The organism is Lysinibacillus sp. COL-1 (assembly GCF_059814265.1).
In genome coordinates this window covers 2,879,991-2,896,521 of sequence record NZ_JCAWSJ010000004.1, presented here as the reverse complement: position 1 = coordinate 2,896,521, position 16,531 = coordinate 2,879,991, and the positions used below count along the sequence as shown (strand labels likewise).

Genomic DNA, 16,531 nt, shown 5'->3' with positions numbered 1-16,531 from the left:
AACCAGGATTTTTTAGCTGTTAATTAATAAGGCAAAATTTTATCAACAGGTGTTGGTGTTTTAATTTTCGGCAGGATTTTATTTAATGTTACCGTACGCTTAATCTCGTGTGTAGAAGGGTCATTTTCATCAAATTGATCAAGGAAGGAAATAACCTCTTTTACAATCGGTGTTGGCGTAGAAGCACCTGCTGTGACAGCTACAATGTTAATGCCTTTTAACCATTCTACTTTTAGCTCTGAAACGTCAGCAATTCGATAGGATGGTGTTCCTGCAATTTCTACAGAGACTTGTGTTAAACGGTTGGAGTTATTTGATTTAGGATCACCTACAACAATTAGTAAATCCGCTTCTCCTGCTTGCTGAGCAACAGCTTCTTGACGAACCTGTGTAGCTAAACAAATCTCTTTGTGTACCTCTATATGTGGGAACTTTTCTTTTAAACTATCCATTAAATGGGCGACATCCCATTGACTCATTGTCGTTTGATTTGTGACAAGTAATTTATCGTTCGTTAATTGTAACGCATCAATATCAATAGAGGACTGCACTAAGTGGACATGATCCGGAGCAACGCCAATGGCACCCTCTGGCTCGGGATGTCCTTTTTTACCAATGTAAATAATATCATAGCCTTCTGCAGATTTTTCGCGAATTAAATCGTGAGTAACTGTTACATCAGGACATGTAGCATCAATGGACACTAAGCCTTTTCGCTTCGCAATTTCACGAATTTCTGGTGAAACACCGTGTGCTGTGAAAATGACCGTACCTGTTTCAACTTGCTCAATAATTTCTTGGCGGTTTTCACCATCTAACGTGATGATACCATCCTCTTGAAACGCGTCTGTGACATGTTTATTATGCACAATCATCCCTAAGATGTAGATAGGTCTTGGTAATGTTTTATCAAGTGCGGCATTACGTGCGATCACCATCGCATCGACAACACCGTAGCAATAGCCACGTGGATTAATTTTCAATACTTGCATGGTTGTGACTCCTTTCAAGCTTACCTATCTACATTATAACGGACAGGGACGGTGAATACAAAGAAACGTTCATTTACATAGGTGGTTGGAAAATACGTGGTTTGGATGGAAGTGGTTCAGCTGGCGTAAATGATGCACTTTGCCTAGATGATCGTCTACTTCCAGTAGCGGCCTTACTATCACTACCTGCTGCTTCAGCGCCAGCTCCAGCGGAAGGAAGTCCTTGGAATCCTTTATACAATTTTAAAAGAGATGGAATATTTTTCACCATCGGCATGGCTTGTTGGATATAAGGGGTATAGGTTTTAGCCGTATTGAATAAACTGTTGGCTTGCTGTAAAAACGAACCGACTTTCGAAGCTTCTTGCACAGGTGGCATCGGCATTTGCCCTCCAAAGGAACCTATTCCATTAGCCATTGGAAAGCCGCCTGGAATTCGTGGTGGAACAGGGAAGCCTCCAGGCGGAAAAAAGGACTGTGGCGACATCTGTGAAGGTGTTGGCATGGGCATGGGCATTCTCATGCCACCCGGATACATAGGGTATGGATAAGGTTGTCGAAATACCATAATGATCTCCTTTCTACTTGTTTTTCATTGATGACATACCTGACTATAGCTATGATATGCAAAGGCTAATGGTGGGGTGCGATAATTTCTAAGGCGAATTCATCAATGAAAGAGCAGAAGTGCAAATAAACCTTCTGCTTCGATCTTCTTATTTTATTCATCTTCATGATAGCGAAGCATTCGATAGCCGACTCGCACATGTGTCTGTATAAGTTTAGGCTGTGCTGGGTCGGCTTCTATTTTTTTTCGAAGTGTTGCCATAAAAACTCGTAAACTTGGAATATCTGATTGAAGGGCATTATGCCAGATTTCTTTTAAAATAAAATTATGGGTTAGAACCTTTCCAACATGCTTGGATAAAACAACTAAAAGTTTATATTCAATAGGTGTGACATGTATTTCTTTTCCATTCACTAATACTGTTTGATTGACATAATTGATTTGAAGATAACCATTGGTAAATGTTGAACTTTCCTGTTCAGGTGGATGTTCATAGGCTGCTCTGCGCAATGCTACACGAATTCTTGCTAATAATTCTTCCACACTAAAGGGCTTCGTGACATAATCATCTGCACCTGCATCCAAAGCGTTAATTTTATCATATTCTTCCCCACGCGCACTGACGACAATAATGGGCGTTTGAGTCCAACTTCTAATTTTTGTAATAAGCTCTACACCATCCATGTCCGGTAGTCCTAAATCTAAAATATAAACATCGGGTTTCATGGTAATAGCTTTTTGAAGTGCACTGTTCCCATCTTGAGCAATGTCAAATTCATAATGCTGGGTAGATAATGTCATTTTAATTAAATTGGCAATGGCCACATCATCTTCTACTACTAGAATTCGTTTATTCATCAAATTTCTTTACTCCTTTTTCAGTGAAAAGTTAAAAATTGTTCCTTGCGGTTTATTATCTGAAACAGTTATGTGACTACCATGTAACTTTAAAATTGTTTGACACAGTGCTAAGCCTAGCCCCAGTCCTCGTCTACTATCACTGCGTTGGACCTTGCCAGTCGTAAACGGCTCAAATAAGCTACCTTTTAAGGAATCATCAATTCCTGGCCCATTATCCGAAATGCTGAAATTTACTAAACCATCACATTCCTTCACCGAGATAGTAATGTCACTGCCTGGAGGGGTGTAAGTCAATGCATTATCAATGATATTGACGAAAACCTGTATAATCAATCTAGCATCCATTAGGCTCAATAAAAATTCTGGTTCTATTTGATAGGATATTTTATGAGAATTGTTTTGGTGAACAACATGGGAAAGAGCCTCTTGAATAATATCTTCTACTAATTCCATTTGCATTTCTAAAGCAAATTGTCCATCCTCTAGCTTAGAAACAGCTAGTAAGTTTTCTACCATTTGGACAAGCCATTTTGAATTATTAAAAATATCCTCATATAATTTGTTTTTTTCACTATCAGGTATTAATGATGCATTATTCAGTAAGATATCCGCATTTCCAGAAATAGCAGTAAGCGGTGTTCGAAGGTCATGGGATATGGCCCGTAACAGGTTAGCTCGCATCTGCTCCATTTCAGCCTCTCGCGCTACTTCTTCATTGAGCTTCTGTAAATACCATTTATCCATTGCGAATGAAAAATCATTAATGATGGCGTGCAAAATATTGCGTTCAAATGCAGGTAGAGGCAATAATTTAGACAGTGCAATACCAATAACCCCCTTAACATGACTATTAGAAATAACAGGTATATAGTAAGCACTCACTTCAGGAAATATATCTGTTGATACACCAGCTACATGCTTATTATTCGTCACCCAGCTCACGACGCCATGCTCGTTTGGATTATTGAAAAGTGTAGCTATTTTTTGATTTTCTATTGCAGATATTTTCTCCGTTCGGAAAAAAGTAGATTTCCCAATTACCTGATTGTCTATTTCAAAAAATTGCACAGGTTTTTCTACTAATTTGACAATTTGAGTCATACCTTCCGTAATAATTTCTTCGATAGACTTTGCGTGTTGCAGTCTCCGATTCGTTTCAAGGAGTACTTCCATTCGATAAGATTTCCGTATGGCTATAGTAGTTTGCGCCTTGATCTTTTTCGTTAAACTACTTGTAATTACACCAGAGAGAAACATGATAAAAAAAGTCATAGGATAGTCACGATGATACGCATCAAATGAAAACCGTGGCTCTGTAAACAAATAATTAAAAAGTAAAACAGCAACGATAGAGCTAATAATGCTCATTATCCATCCTGATGACCAAATAGCAAGAATGAGAACACCTAGAATATAAATGGTTATAATATTAGGCTCACTAATATCAATGGAATACAAATATAAGCCGACTATGGATATTACGCTAAATACGATAAACATTTTAAATAGATCAAGCCATTCAAATGCCAGTTTATTTTTGATACTAGGAAAGTAGAATTGTTCATTTTCTTGATCTGGCACTATGTGTATAGATAAATTCGGCACATATTCGTTAAGGCGATCACTAATTTTGGTGTTTGGCTGCCACCATTTTTTTCTCATACTTGTTCGACCGATGACAAGTTTAGTGACACCACTAACTTGAGCATAGTTGGCAAGGGCTGCGGCTACGTCATCTTCTTGAACAATGACAACATGACCGCCAAGCTGTTCAACAAGTTTGATGTGCTGTTGTAAGCGTTCTGAATCGGCGTGATTTCTTTCATGTGCCTGCATGTTTTGAACATAGAGAGCGGTAAATTTGCCATGTAAGGCTTGTGCAAGCCTTGCAGTAGTTCGAATCACTTTTGCATTTGTAGGAGAACTACTGATACCTACAAGTAAGTGTTCTTCAATTTGTACATAATTTCTGACAGATTCGTTACTGTTTAATTGTTGATAGTTGATTGTATCGGCTGTTCGTCGTAATGCGATTTCCCGTAGTGATACTAAATTTTGTCTGCGGAAAAAAGAATGTAAAGCTTTCTCTGCCTGTTGCTTGACATATACCTTTCCATCTTGCAGACGTTGAATTAATTCGTCTGGTTCAATATCGACCACTTTTATTTGTGCAGCTTGATCAATTAAATAATCAGGAATACGTTCTCGCACTTTAATCTCAGTGATTTCTTCTACTAAATCATGAAGACTTTCAATATGCTGAATATTTACAGTTGTAAAAACATGTATCCCTTTAGCAAGTAGTTCTTCAACATCTCCAAAACGCTTCTTGTGCCGCATCGTTGGCACGTTAGAATGGGCCAATTCATCGATCAGGACAATTTCTGGTTGGCGCTGCAATACGGCATCTATATCCAATTCCTGAAATATTTTTCCCTTGTAGGTTATTATCTTTGTAGGAATTTGCTCAAGTCCTTCTAGTAATGCTAACGTTTCTGGACGAGGATGCGGCTCCACATAGCCAACCACTACATCTTTACCGAGTTTTTGTGCCTGATGTGCCGCATCTAACATGGCATAAGTTTTACCTACCCCTGCAGCATAGCCGAGAAAGATTTTTAATTTCCCTTTAGTTTGTTCCTCCTGTTGAAGCCTCGCAAGAAACATCTCTGGAGTTGGGCGTTTATCTTCCATCCTCTTTCACCTCATTTGTATTATAGCGTTAACTTCCATTAAGAAAGTGTAAAGATTTTGCTTCTTTATCCTTTCTTAATAGAAAAAAGGATTTCCTAACACTACATTAATTTGAAAGTCAGTATGATGAGAGCATCCTTAAGGAGAAGAGGTGTTACGATTGATGGATTTTTTTATGATGGGCTTACTAATCATAAGCTTTGCTTGTGTTTTGGCGTTAACAGTATGGTGCTACAAACTAGTAGAAGAGTAACGAGGAGGAAGTCAATTTGTGGATTTTTATGGGAGTAGTACTAGTATTTCTATTTGGTTATTTAGGGCATGCATTACTTTATCCAGAAAATTATTAAAGGCTGGGGGGACACACTATGTGGCAAATAGCCATCGTACTCATTATCTATCTACCGCTCGTTATTTTAACGGGTCATTATTTATATCGAGTAACATTACAACAAAAAACTTGGCTTGATCCTCTATTAGATAAAGTCGACGCAGCAATTTATAAAGTTTGCGGCATTAAACGACTTGATATGACGGGCAAAGAATATGTACTTTCATTAATTATTTCAAATGCCATGATGGTGTTTGTGGGATATATAATACTACGCATTCAAGCATTACTATTTTTAAATCCAAATAATATTGACAACATGGAGGCTACTCTTTCGTTTAACACAATTATTTCTTTTATAACGAATACAAATCTTCAACACTATAGTGGTGAATCTGGACTCAGCTATCTATCACAGATGCTAGTCATTACTTTTATGATGTTTACATCAGCAGCTACAGGTTATGCCGCTTGTATGGCTTTCTGTCGTAGATTAGTAGCTAAAACAGATACGATAGGGAATTTTTTTGTCGATTTTGTTCGTGTTATTACTCGTATTTTAATGCCTTTTTCCATTGTTGTGGCTCTTATTTTAGTATCTCAAGGATCACCTCAAACCTTCAATGGCAATCAAACAGTACAAACAATAGAGGGTAAATTGCAAGATATTGCACTTGGACCTATTGCTTCTCTTGAATCTATTAAACATATAGGGACAAATGGTGGTGGTTTTAACGGAGCCAATTCAACCACACCTTTTGAAAATCCGACCGTTCTTTCAAATATAGTAGAGATGTTATCTATGATGTTATTACCAGGGGCATGTGTCGTCGCTTTTAGTCTGATGGTTGCCTACAGAAAAGAGAAAACTATTTTTGGAAAACAGGGGCTAGCTATTTTTACGGCAATGAGTATATTGTTCCTCGTAGGATTAGTGACTGTGTACATTGCAGAGAAGGCTGGTAATCCATTCATTAGTGAACTCGGCATTACACAGGAGCTTGGGAGTATGGAAGGAAAAGAAATACGCTTTGGGGTAGCACAATCGGCATTATTTACGACTGTAACGACTGCATTTACTACAGGGTCTATTAACAATATGCATGATACTTTAACGCCACTTGGTGGTCTAGTACCTATGTTTAATATGATGCTCAATGTTGTGTTCGGAGGCAAAGGAGTTGGCCTGATGAACATGATGATGTATGTCCTGCTGACCATTTTCATTGCCTGTCTAATGATTGGTCGATCTCCACAGTTTTTAGGTAAAAAAATCGAAGAAAAAGAAATGAAATTAATTGCTCTTTGTATTCTAATTCATCCTGCTATTATTTTGCTCTTTTCAGCACTTGCGGTTGCAACACCATCTGGAATAGCTGGAATAACGAATCCAGGGGCACATGGATTATCACAAGTTCTATATGAATTTGCCTCTGCCTCTGCCAACAATGGCTCTGGCTTCGAAGGTTTAGCGGATAATTCAACCTTTTGGAATATAACAACAGGTTTTGCTATGTTCTTTGGTCGTTATGTAACTATAATTATTCAATTAGCTATCGCTTCTTTACTTGCTAATAAAGTAAGGCATAGCGATTCAGTAGGGACATTAAAAACGGATACGACAACTTTTACTTTTTTACTTGTGGCTGTCGTTTTGATGATTGGTGCGCTGACATTTTTACCAGCTTTAGCACTTGGTCCAATTACAGAGCACTTACAACTTTATTCTTAATGAGGAGAGACACATATGGAAACAGCAAGAAAAAGTTTTATGACTGGCGTCATACTAAAAAGAGCATTAATAGATGCTTTTAAGAAATTTAGCCCCATATATATGCTGAAGAATCCTGTTATGTTTGTTGTGGAGGTAGGATTTTTGTTCGTGTTACTATTAGTTCTTTTTCCAAATTTGTTTGGTAATGAGAGTGGAGAACATGCACGATTATATAATGGTATTGTAGCTATTATTCTATTTGTTACGATTCTATTTGCCAATTTTGCAGAGTCGATTGCAGAAGGAAGAGGGAAAGCACAGGTCCAAACATTAAAAAAAACAAAGACAGTGACACAGGCACGTGTTTTGCTAAATGATGGTTCTGAAATTTTTAAACTGGCACATGAATTAAAAAAAGGCGATATGGTGTTAGTTCAAGCTGGAGAGATCATTCCCAATGACGGGGAGGTCATTGACGGAATTGCTACTGTAGATGAATCCGCAATTACAGGTGAATCTGCTCCTGTAGTGAAAGAACGGGGCGGAGATTTTTCGTCAGTTACGGGCGGGACGACGGTGACAAGTGATTGGTTGATAATCGAAATTACTTCCATGCCTGGTGAATCATTTCTAGATAAAATGATAACGCTTATTGAAGGAGCTAGTCGCAAGAAAACACCAAATGAAATAGCACTTAACACACTTCTTGTAAGTTTAACGATTATTTTTCTATTAGTTGTGGTGTCACTCTACCCAATGACAACTTATTTAAATGTGCCGATTTCTATCGCTACATTAATTGCCCTGACAGTTTGTCTAATTCCGACAACAATTGGTGGATTATTGTCGGCGATCGGAATTGCAGGAATGGATAGAGTAACACAATTTAATGTTATTGCGATGTCTGGTAGAGCGGTAGAGGCATGTGGAGATGTAGATACATTAATCCTAGATAAAACAGGAACGATCACGTATGGAAATCGCATGGCAGCTGAGTTTTTACCAGTAAAAGGGGTGGAAACTAAGGATTTAATTCGAGCTGCATGGCTAAGTTCTCTAACAGACGATACACCAGAGGGGAAATCTATTTTATCATTGGCCACCCAATTAGGGGTAAATACGGACAGTGAAGAAAACATGATTAAGTCAAGTGAGCATATTCCATTTACCGCACAGACACGAATGAGTGGTTTAGATACACTAGATGGCACTAAAGTTCGAAAGGGAGCCACTGATACGATAAAAAAAGAATGTATGAAAGCAGGTCATAGCATTCCTAGCAATTTGGATCAATTGGTTCAACAAGTGTCTTCTGTTGGTGGGACACCACTGTTAGTAGCGTTAAACGATAAAATTTTAGGGGTCATTTATTTAAAGGATGTCGTCAAGGCTGGACTGAAGGAACGCTTTGAACAACTTCGTGCAATGGGCATTAAAACGATTATGTGTACGGGTGATAATCCACTTACTGCAGCAGCAATCGCAAAGGAAGCGGGCGTAGATAGCTTTATTGCAGAAAGTAAGCCAGAAGATAAAATCCAAGTGATTAAAGACGAGCAGGCACAAGGTAAAGTTGTAGCGATGACGGGTGATGGTACGAATGATGCGCCAGCACTGGCACAGGCGAATGTAGGGCTTGCCATGAATTCAGGAACCAATGCAGCAAAGGAAGCTGCGAATATGGTTGATTTAGATTCAAATCCAACTAAAATTATTGAAGTTGTCGAAATTGGCAAGCAGTTGCTAATGACTCGCGGTGCTTTAACTACATTTAGTATTGCAAACGATATCGCAAAATATTTTGCTATTATTCCAGCTATGCTAATGGTTGCTGTACCTGAGATGAAAGCATTAAATATTATGAATCTCAATTCACCTACTAGTGCCATTATTTCTGCCTTAATTTTTAATGCGGTCATTATTCCATTGCTTATTCCAATCGCCATGAGAGGCGTTAAGTATAAGCCAATGAGTGCCGCGAAATTATTGAATAAAAATTTGCTTGTGTACGGTGTTGGCGGAATAATAGCACCGTTTATTGGCATTAAAATCATTGATCTACTAGTAGGACCATTATTTCGTATAGTTGGATTATAGGGAGGAAGCTATATGCGAAAAATTTTTGATAGTTCTAAGCAGGCATTACTTATAACAATCGCCATGTTCATTATATGTGGTTTAATATACCCGTTTGCCGTGACAGCCTTAGTGCAAGGGGTGTTTCATCAACAAGCAAATGGCAGTTTAATCGAAATGGACGGTCAAGCGGTTGGTTCTGAATTAATCGGTCAAAATTTTACTGCTCCAGAATATTTCTGGGGGCGTGTTTCATCTGTTAACTATAATGTTTATACGAAAGAGGATATGCTACCAGATGACAATGGCCAGGTGAACTACAGTGGTGTTAGCTCTGGTACATTTAACTATGCATCAACGAATCCAGAATTGAAGAAACGGATAGAGGCAGATATCGAGAAGTTTTTACTTGCAAATCCATCCGTACAACGACAAGATATACCTTCTGATTTAATGACTGCCTCAGGTTCAGGATTAGACCCACATATTAGTGTGAAGGCGGCACAAATACAAGTGGACCGAATTGCCCAAGCAAGTGGGCTTTCAAAGGAAGAAATTAATAAAATTATAGAGGCAAATATACAAAAACGTACATTAGGAGTATTTGGAGAAAATAAGGTGAACTTCCTTATGGCGAATCTGGAAATTAAGGGGAAAATGGATAAAGTTAAAGATTAAAAAACAGGTAGAGGAAGCTTCTCTACCTGTCTCTCTATATTAAGCTTGTGAATTTACAAGGATTTTAATATGATTTCGCTCTTTCATTAATGCCTCGAAGCCCTCTGTCACCACTTCATCAAGTACAATGCGTTTTGTGACAAGCTTGTCCGCAGGGAAGTAACCTTGTGTCATGAGCTCCATTACTGCTGGGAAAATATCACGGTACGCGATAATTCCTTTGACTGAACGCTCTGATAGAACAAGATTGTTTGGTTGAATAGATGCAGTAGACTCCCAAATAGATACGATGATTGTTTCGCCTTCAAAAGTTGTGGAATCAATGGCTTGTTGTAATACCACTGGAACACCTGTTACTTCAAAGGCAACGTCTACGCCGCCGTTTGTTAATTCATGTAGACGAGCTACTGCATCTTCGTCTTTAGGGTTAATTACGGCTGTTGCACCAAGTTCTAAAGCTTTTGCGGCACGCTCTGCTGAAAGCTCTACAGCATATATTTCTGCTGCGCCTGCTGCACGTAATGCTTCGATCACAAGAAGCCCGATTGGACCTGTTCCAAATACAGCCGCTTTGTCGCCAGCTTTCAATTTACTTTGACGTACTGCATGTAAGGCAACTGCTGCTGGCTCTACAAGTGCCCCTTGTTCATAAGAAAGACCTTCTGGCATTTTGTGAACCATTTTTTCATCTACCATTGTATATTCAGAGAATCCTCCGCCACCGCCTGATAAACCGTGGAAACCTAGGTGTTTACAAATATTGTATTTCCCTTTTTTACACGCTGCACATTCACCACATGCAAGGATCGGTTCAACAACGACAGGATCTCCCACTTTAACGGATGTTACACCATCGCCAATTTCTACGACTTCTCCTGAGAATTCATGTCCCATAACAATTGGTGCGATATCTTTACTTACATAGTGAGGTTGCTCCACTGGAATAAAGATTGGCCCAGCTGCGTATTCATGTAAATCACTACCACAAATGCCTGTCCAATGTACTTTAATCTTTACTTTTCCAGGTGTGATGACTGGTTCTTCAATGTTTTCTACACGGATGTCTTTTGCTTTATACCATCTTGCTGCTTTCATAATCTATCAACCTCCTATAATATCTTACAGCACCATCATAACATGTGGGAAATATGCTAATCATTAGTTCACTATAAATTGACATAAAAATTACATATTACTAGCGTTTTCGAACATTGTTACAGCGCTTTTTTGATTGCATATTCTGCGTATTTCAAGTACCTTTGATAAGGGCTTTGTTACGGTGATTATAAAACACTAAAATTATGTTTATGCTTGTAAGAAATAGGACGTAAATATACCTTAAAGTTCGAATCATGGTACAATGAGAAAGATGTTAGGAGGAACGAATGATGTCAAAATATACTGATTATAATTTTCAGCCATTTTTGCAGGACGCCATTGCAAAACTTGGCTTTACAGAACCGACACCAATTCAAAAAGAAATTATTCCACTTTTATTAAAAGGGAAGAGTGCCATTGGACAGGCACATACAGGAACAGGGAAAACACATAGTTTTTTAATTCCAATTGTTCAACGTATTGATGCAGAAAAACAGGAAGTACAGGCCGTTATTACTTCCCCTACACGAGAGCTGGCACAGCAAATTTTTGATGCTTTAAATCAATTAATAGAAGGAACTGCTATTCAAGCGAAACTATTTATTGGGGGTACGGACAAACAACGCTCCATTGATAAATTAAAAACACAACCTCAAATTGTTGTTGGAACACCTGGACGTATTCGTGATCTTGTTTCAGCACAAGCGTTATTTGTGCATACGGCACCAATGTTAGTTGTCGATGAAGCAGATTTAGCTTTCGATATGGGCTTCATAGAAGAGATTGATGGATTTGCTTCACAGATGCCAGAAAAGCTTGAAATGTATGTTTTTTCTGCAACGATTCCAGAAAAACTTCAGCCATTTTTAAAAAAATATATGGAAGCTCCAGTGCACATCCATATGAATGATAAACGACCAGTGGCAGAAGGTATCGATTTTGTACTTGTGCCAGTGCGCTCAAAATCTCGTAACAAACGTTTATTAGAAGTCATTGAAGGTATCAATCCGTTTTTAGCCGTTATTTTTACTAACACACGTAAAACGGCAGAGCATGTTGCTGGTTATTTAAATGAGCATGGCATCCGTTGTGGCCAAATTCATGGTGATTTAAGTCCACGTGATCGTAAAAAGATGATGAAGCAAATTCGTGAACTCGACTATCAATACATTGTTGCTACTGATTTAGCGGCACGTGGTATTGATATTCAAGGAATTTCTCATGTTATTAACTATGAAATTCCAGAGGACTTGGAATTCTTCATTCACCGAGTTGGACGTACAGCACGTGCAGGCAATAAAGGAACAGCCATTACTTTATTTGAACCGTCTGATGAGGATGCAGTAGTTCGTGTCGAAAAAATGGGCATTCCATTTGTGCAAAAAGACGTAAAAGATGGCGAATGGTCTGAGTTAAAAGAACGTCACGCACGTAAAAATCGCGTGAAGCAAGAGAATGAAATCGATGTGAAAGCGAAAGCGTTAGTGCGTAAGCCTAAAAAAGTTAAACCTGGCTATAAACGTAATATGAAATGGGAAATGGAAAAAATTAAAAAACGTGAACGTCGCTTAAAAGCACGAGGTAAAAAATAAGGGGGCTTTTACATGTTACTTGGCTCACATGTTTCGATGAGTGGGAAAGAAATGCTGCTTGGCTCTAGTAAAGAGGCACTATCTTACGGTGCTAATACATTTATGATTTATACAGGAGCTCCGCAAAATACGCGTCGTAAAGCCATTGCGGATTTAAACATTATGAATGGTCTCCTGCATATGAAAGAGCACGGCATGACGAATATTGTTGTGCATGCACCTTATATTATTAATATCGGCAACACAGAAAAACCAGAAACATTCCGCCTTGGGGTTGATTTTCTACAATCTGAAATTGAACGTACAGCAGCACTGGAAGCAACGCAAATTGTTTTGCATCCTGGTGCTCACGTCGGTGCTGGTGCTGACGCTGGGATTGCGAAAATTATTGAAGGCTTAAATGAGGTATTAACACAAGACTATCCCGTTCAAATTGCTTTAGAAACAATGGCAGGGAAAGGGACAGAATGTGGACGCTCCTTTGAAGAGCTCGCGAAAATTATAGATGGCGTCACTCATAATGAACGTCTTTCTGTCTGCTTTGATACTTGTCATACACATGATGCTGGCTATAATATTGTGGAAGATTTTGATGGTGTATTAAACGAATTTGATAAAATTATCGGTGTGGATCGCATTAAAGTCTTGCATATTAATGATTCAAAAAATGTGCGAGGTGCTGGTAAAGACCGTCACGAAAATATTGGCTTTGGTCATATTGGCTTTGATGCCCTAAACTATGTGGTGCACCATCCGCAATTGATGAATGTTCCTAAAATTTTAGAAACACCATTTGTGCCGCTAAATAGTGATGCAAAATCTAAGGTAGCTCCGTATAAAGTTGAAATTGAAATGTTACGAAGTGGTACATTTAAGCCTGAGCATATTGAGGCGTTAAAAGGCTAATACCCGATATGGAGCAAGATAAAGAAGCCCGAAATCAGTATAGTACACTGATTTCGGGCTTCTTTTTACTTTGTAAACAATGCGATGAGTTGACGAGAGCGCTTTCTTCCTAAAACCGCCTCAACTTCTACTAGAATGTCCTTTGGAATGCCTAAAAAAAGCCAAGAAAATGAGAATTGCTCCAAATAAGGTCGAAGTTTTTTGACTTCCGAAGTCGTAATGTTAAAGCCTTCTTCACGAGCAATCGCGACAATTTCCTTATCTGTGCTTTGTGACAATTGCTGTAAAAATTGAATACTCAAAGTCAATCCTCCTTTATCGCGTTTTATTTTCATGACATCATGTACACACGCGCAATCAGCCCATTCGAAAAAGCATCTGTCTTCTTTTCTTTACAAAAACTGCACTTTCCTTTATACTTACAATTTGTAAATCGTAATGATTTTGAATTAGAAAGAAGCGATCATGCATGAAAACAACACTTATTGATATTGAAAATGTGTCATTTCAATATGACTATACACACGTTTTAAAAAACATCTCTTTTCGTGTAGAAGAGGGTGATTTTTTAGCACTTCTCGGTCCGAATGGTTCTGGGAAATCAACGCTATTAAAAATCATTTTAGGTTTATTAAAGCCTTTGTCTGGAGAAATAAAATTATTTGGTGAACCAAGTGCAACCTTCAAGCATCGTGAATGGATTGGCTATGTTTCTCAAAAATCTAATGCCTTTAATTCCGGATTCCCAGCAACTGTGCAAGAGGTCGTGAAAAGTGGATTAACGAAAAAAATAGGGCTCTTTAAAAGACCAGGGCGAGATGCTAAAGGGAAAGTTCAAGCAGCTTTAAAAGCAGTTGGCATGGATGCTTTTATGCATCGTAACATTGGCGAGCTATCTGGTGGACAACAACAACGCGTCTTTATTGCAAGAGCTTTAGTTAGTGATCCAAAACTACTCATTTTAGATGAGCCAACTGTCGGCATTGATCATGAGAATGTGCAGTCATTTTATGATATGCTGGCGAAATTGAATCGGGAACAAGGAATTACCATGATTCTTGTCACACACGATGTCGATACGGTATCGAATCGCATTAGCCATGTGGCATGTTTAAATCAAACCATTCACTTCCACGGCTATAAAAATGACTTTGATAATATCTCCCAGGATGCGCTAGACGCTTGGTATGGTCATTCCGTGAGAAAGATTCATTAGAAGGAGTAGGCACCATGATTGAAGCAATTTTAAACTATGAATTTTTACAAAATGCCTTTTTCTCTGGATTATTAATTGGCATTCTTGCTCCATTATTAGGTGTGTTTATTGTTGTACGAAGGTTATCCTTAATTGCGGACGCTTTGTCACATGTAACACTTGCAGGAATTGCGGGGAGCTTATATATCAGTCAGTCTGTAACAGCCTTAGCCATGCTCAATCCTATTTATCTAGGAATACTAGCCTCTGTTAGTGGCTCTATTTTAATTGAGCGTCTAAGACGTTTGTATAAACACTATGAGGAGTTGGCCATTCCTATCATTATGTCAGGTGGTATCGGCATAAGTGCCATCTTTATCTCACTGGCTAGTGGCTTTAGCACAGATTTAATGAGCTATTTATTTGGCTCGGTATCTGCAGTGTCACGCCAAGACTTATGGGTTGTAATCGGAATTGCAGCTGTTGTCATTGTCTTTTTGTTTTTATTTTTTAAAGAATTATTTGTTTTATCTTTCGATGAGGAATATGCAAAAGCTAGTGGACTGCCGGCACGTTGGGTTCATCTTTTATTTATGATTGTGACAGCACTTGTCATTGCAGCAAGTATGCGCATAGTAGGGATTTTACTTGTGTCATCATTAATGACGTTACCTGTTGCAGCTGCAATGCGCTTGGCAAAAGGCTTTAAGCAAACGATCATCTATGCTATCATCTTTGGAGAAACGGCTGTCTTAATTGGTCTAATTAGTGCCTTTTATATGGATTTAGCGCCGGGTGGTACGATTGTTGTCACTTCGATTTTGATTTTGTTACTGGTAATCCTAGGAAAGAAAGTAGCGTTTAAAATGGCTGCAAAGCAGGGGGAGGTAGCGCAATGAATGTTTCAAGAGCGTGGGAAATATTAAAAGAAAATGGTTATAAAAAAACAGATAAACGGGAGTTACTATTAGATATGTTTGCTGCAACAGATAAATATCTGACAGCCCGTGACTTATTGGACGTTTTAAAAAAAGATTTTCCAGGAATGAGTTTTGATACTATTTATCGCAACCTTGCTACTTTTGTGAAGCTGGGGATTTTAGAAGAAACGGAGCTATCAGGAGAACGTAACTTCCGTATGCACTGTGAATCTGCCCATCATCACCATCATTTCATCTGTATGGACTGTGGCAACGTCAAAGAGCTGAATCTTTGCCCAATGGAAATGCTAGGAGAAAAATTGCCTGACTATGAAATTGAAAATCATAAGTTCGAAATATATGGCAAATGTCCAGATTGTAAGCATGAAACGCTGTCAAATTAAAAGACGACAGCGTTTTTTCTATGTAGAAAGAGGGTAGTACCTATATAGGGCTACCCTCTTAACTTATTAAGCTACTGCTACTCTACGGATCGCAACAATTTTATTACAATCTACAATTAAAGGAGAAGCAGGTGCTGCACCTGGCTCAAGGAAGTATGCACAGCAAGTTCGTGGATCGAAGGAAATGAAAGTCACACCTAAGAAGCTAATACCTCCAGATAAGAAGATATCTAGTGTAGTAGCAAGCTCTAATTTTCTTAATTGTTGACAAATACAACTTCTACAGTTGCTGCTCATTCTTGGTGTACATTTTTCCTCTTTTTGACAAGGACATTTCTCAACTTTACGTTGACAGCATTTTTCCACCTTTTTAGGACATTTACAGCCTTGCCAGTTCATCTGTGTCGTATATCGTTTATCTTCCATCGTCTAGACCTCCCTTCCTCTAGTTTCGTAAGGGTAACCCTTACACTAATAATCTATGTTTGGTGCATAACTAGAG

The 16,531-nt window shown here is 38.5% G+C and carries 15 protein-coding genes; 8 read left to right on the top strand and 7 right to left on the bottom strand.

What is annotated here, in order from left to right; genetic code table 11:
- Window positions 1-23 precede the first annotated feature (23 nt).
- The 4 genes from AC6BKE_RS22580 to AC6BKE_RS22565 all read right to left on the bottom strand — a co-directional run bounded on the left by AC6BKE_RS22580 (window position 24) and on the right by AC6BKE_RS22565 (window position 5,115).
- Window positions 24-992: a 4-hydroxy-3-methylbut-2-enyl diphosphate reductase gene (locus AC6BKE_RS22580; RefSeq protein ID WP_499858112.1), complete on the bottom strand. Its 969-nt coding sequence runs from the start codon at window positions 990-992 to the stop codon at window positions 24-26.
- 73 nt (window positions 993-1,065) lie between these two features.
- Window positions 1,066-1,560, bottom strand: coding sequence for a VrrA/YqfQ family protein (gene vrrA / locus AC6BKE_RS22575; protein ID WP_036120445.1), 495 nt, complete (start codon window positions 1,558-1,560; stop codon window positions 1,066-1,068).
- A 153-nt stretch (window positions 1,561-1,713) separates the two neighbouring features.
- Window positions 1,714-2,418, bottom strand: coding sequence for a response regulator (locus AC6BKE_RS22570; protein ID WP_036120442.1), 705 nt, complete (start codon window positions 2,416-2,418; stop codon window positions 1,714-1,716).
- A 9-nt stretch (window positions 2,419-2,427) separates the two neighbouring features.
- Entirely contained in the window at window positions 2,428-5,115 is a 2,688-nt protein-coding gene (locus AC6BKE_RS22565) for an ATP-binding protein (RefSeq protein ID WP_271910341.1), read from the bottom strand.
- A gap of 368 nt (window positions 5,116-5,483) precedes the next feature.
- Here AC6BKE_RS22565 and kdpA point away from each other — a divergent pair, with 368 nt between their 5' ends.
- From kdpA to kdpC, 3 genes are read left to right on the top strand one after another with little or no spacing between them, the layout of a single operon-like run.
- A complete protein-coding gene (gene kdpA, locus AC6BKE_RS22560) occupies window positions 5,484-7,178 on the top strand; it encodes a potassium-transporting ATPase subunit KdpA (protein ID WP_058844118.1) in 1,695 nt (564 codons plus the stop codon).
- A gap of 15 nt (window positions 7,179-7,193) precedes the next feature.
- Window positions 7,194-9,257: a potassium-transporting ATPase subunit KdpB gene (gene kdpB, locus AC6BKE_RS22555; protein ID WP_499858110.1), complete on the top strand. Its 2,064-nt coding sequence runs from the start codon at window positions 7,194-7,196 to the stop codon at window positions 9,255-9,257.
- A 12-nt stretch (window positions 9,258-9,269) separates the two neighbouring features.
- A complete protein-coding gene (gene kdpC / locus AC6BKE_RS22550; protein WP_499858108.1) occupies window positions 9,270-9,914 on the top strand; it encodes a K(+)-transporting ATPase subunit C in 645 nt (214 codons plus the stop codon).
- A 39-nt stretch (window positions 9,915-9,953) separates the two neighbouring features.
- Here kdpC and AC6BKE_RS22545 read toward each other — a convergent pair whose 3' ends face one another.
- Complete coding sequence (locus AC6BKE_RS22545; protein ID WP_499858107.1) at window positions 9,954-11,009, bottom strand: 2,3-butanediol dehydrogenase; 1,056 nt, start codon at window positions 11,007-11,009, stop codon at window positions 9,954-9,956.
- A gap of 293 nt (window positions 11,010-11,302) precedes the next feature.
- Between AC6BKE_RS22545 and AC6BKE_RS22540 the strand changes: the two genes are divergently transcribed.
- Both AC6BKE_RS22540 and AC6BKE_RS22535 read left to right on the top strand, forming a co-directional pair.
- The gene (locus AC6BKE_RS22540) at window positions 11,303-12,604 is read left to right on the top strand and encodes a DEAD/DEAH box helicase (protein ID WP_036120423.1); all 1,302 of its coding nucleotides are present in this window, start codon (window positions 11,303-11,305) and stop codon (window positions 12,602-12,604) included.
- Between the two features lie 12 nt (window positions 12,605-12,616).
- Window positions 12,617-13,510: a deoxyribonuclease IV gene (locus AC6BKE_RS22535; protein ID WP_141905082.1), complete on the top strand. Its 894-nt coding sequence runs from the start codon at window positions 12,617-12,619 to the stop codon at window positions 13,508-13,510.
- Window positions 13,511-13,575: 65 nt separating this feature from the next.
- Here the strand turns inward: AC6BKE_RS22535 and AC6BKE_RS22530 are convergent, their stop codons facing one another.
- Complete coding sequence (locus tag AC6BKE_RS22530; protein WP_036120418.1) at window positions 13,576-13,812, bottom strand: endonuclease IV; 237 nt, start codon at window positions 13,810-13,812, stop codon at window positions 13,576-13,578.
- Between the two features lie 167 nt (window positions 13,813-13,979).
- Between AC6BKE_RS22530 and AC6BKE_RS22525 the strand changes: the two genes are divergently transcribed.
- The 3 genes from AC6BKE_RS22525 to AC6BKE_RS22515 are packed head-to-tail and all read left to right on the top strand — an operon-like array spanning window position 13,980 to window position 16,029.
- Window positions 13,980-14,726 (top strand): metal ABC transporter ATP-binding protein, encoded by a 747-nt coding sequence (locus tag AC6BKE_RS22525; protein WP_036120413.1) that lies wholly within the window; start codon window positions 13,980-13,982, stop codon window positions 14,724-14,726.
- A 14-nt stretch (window positions 14,727-14,740) separates the two neighbouring features.
- The gene (locus tag AC6BKE_RS22520; RefSeq protein WP_499858104.1) at window positions 14,741-15,604 is read left to right on the top strand and encodes a metal ABC transporter permease; all 864 of its coding nucleotides are present in this window, start codon (window positions 14,741-14,743) and stop codon (window positions 15,602-15,604) included.
- Window positions 15,601-16,029, top strand: coding sequence for a Fur family transcriptional regulator (locus AC6BKE_RS22515; protein WP_036120410.1), 429 nt, complete (start codon window positions 15,601-15,603; stop codon window positions 16,027-16,029). The genes AC6BKE_RS22520 and AC6BKE_RS22515 overlap by 4 nt, the downstream gene beginning before the upstream one ends.
- A gap of 66 nt (window positions 16,030-16,095) precedes the next feature.
- Here the strand turns inward: AC6BKE_RS22515 and AC6BKE_RS22510 are convergent, their stop codons facing one another.
- Entirely contained in the window at window positions 16,096-16,455 is a 360-nt protein-coding gene (locus AC6BKE_RS22510) for a hypothetical protein (protein WP_036120408.1), read from the bottom strand.
- Between the last annotated feature and the right edge of the window lie 76 nt (window positions 16,456-16,531).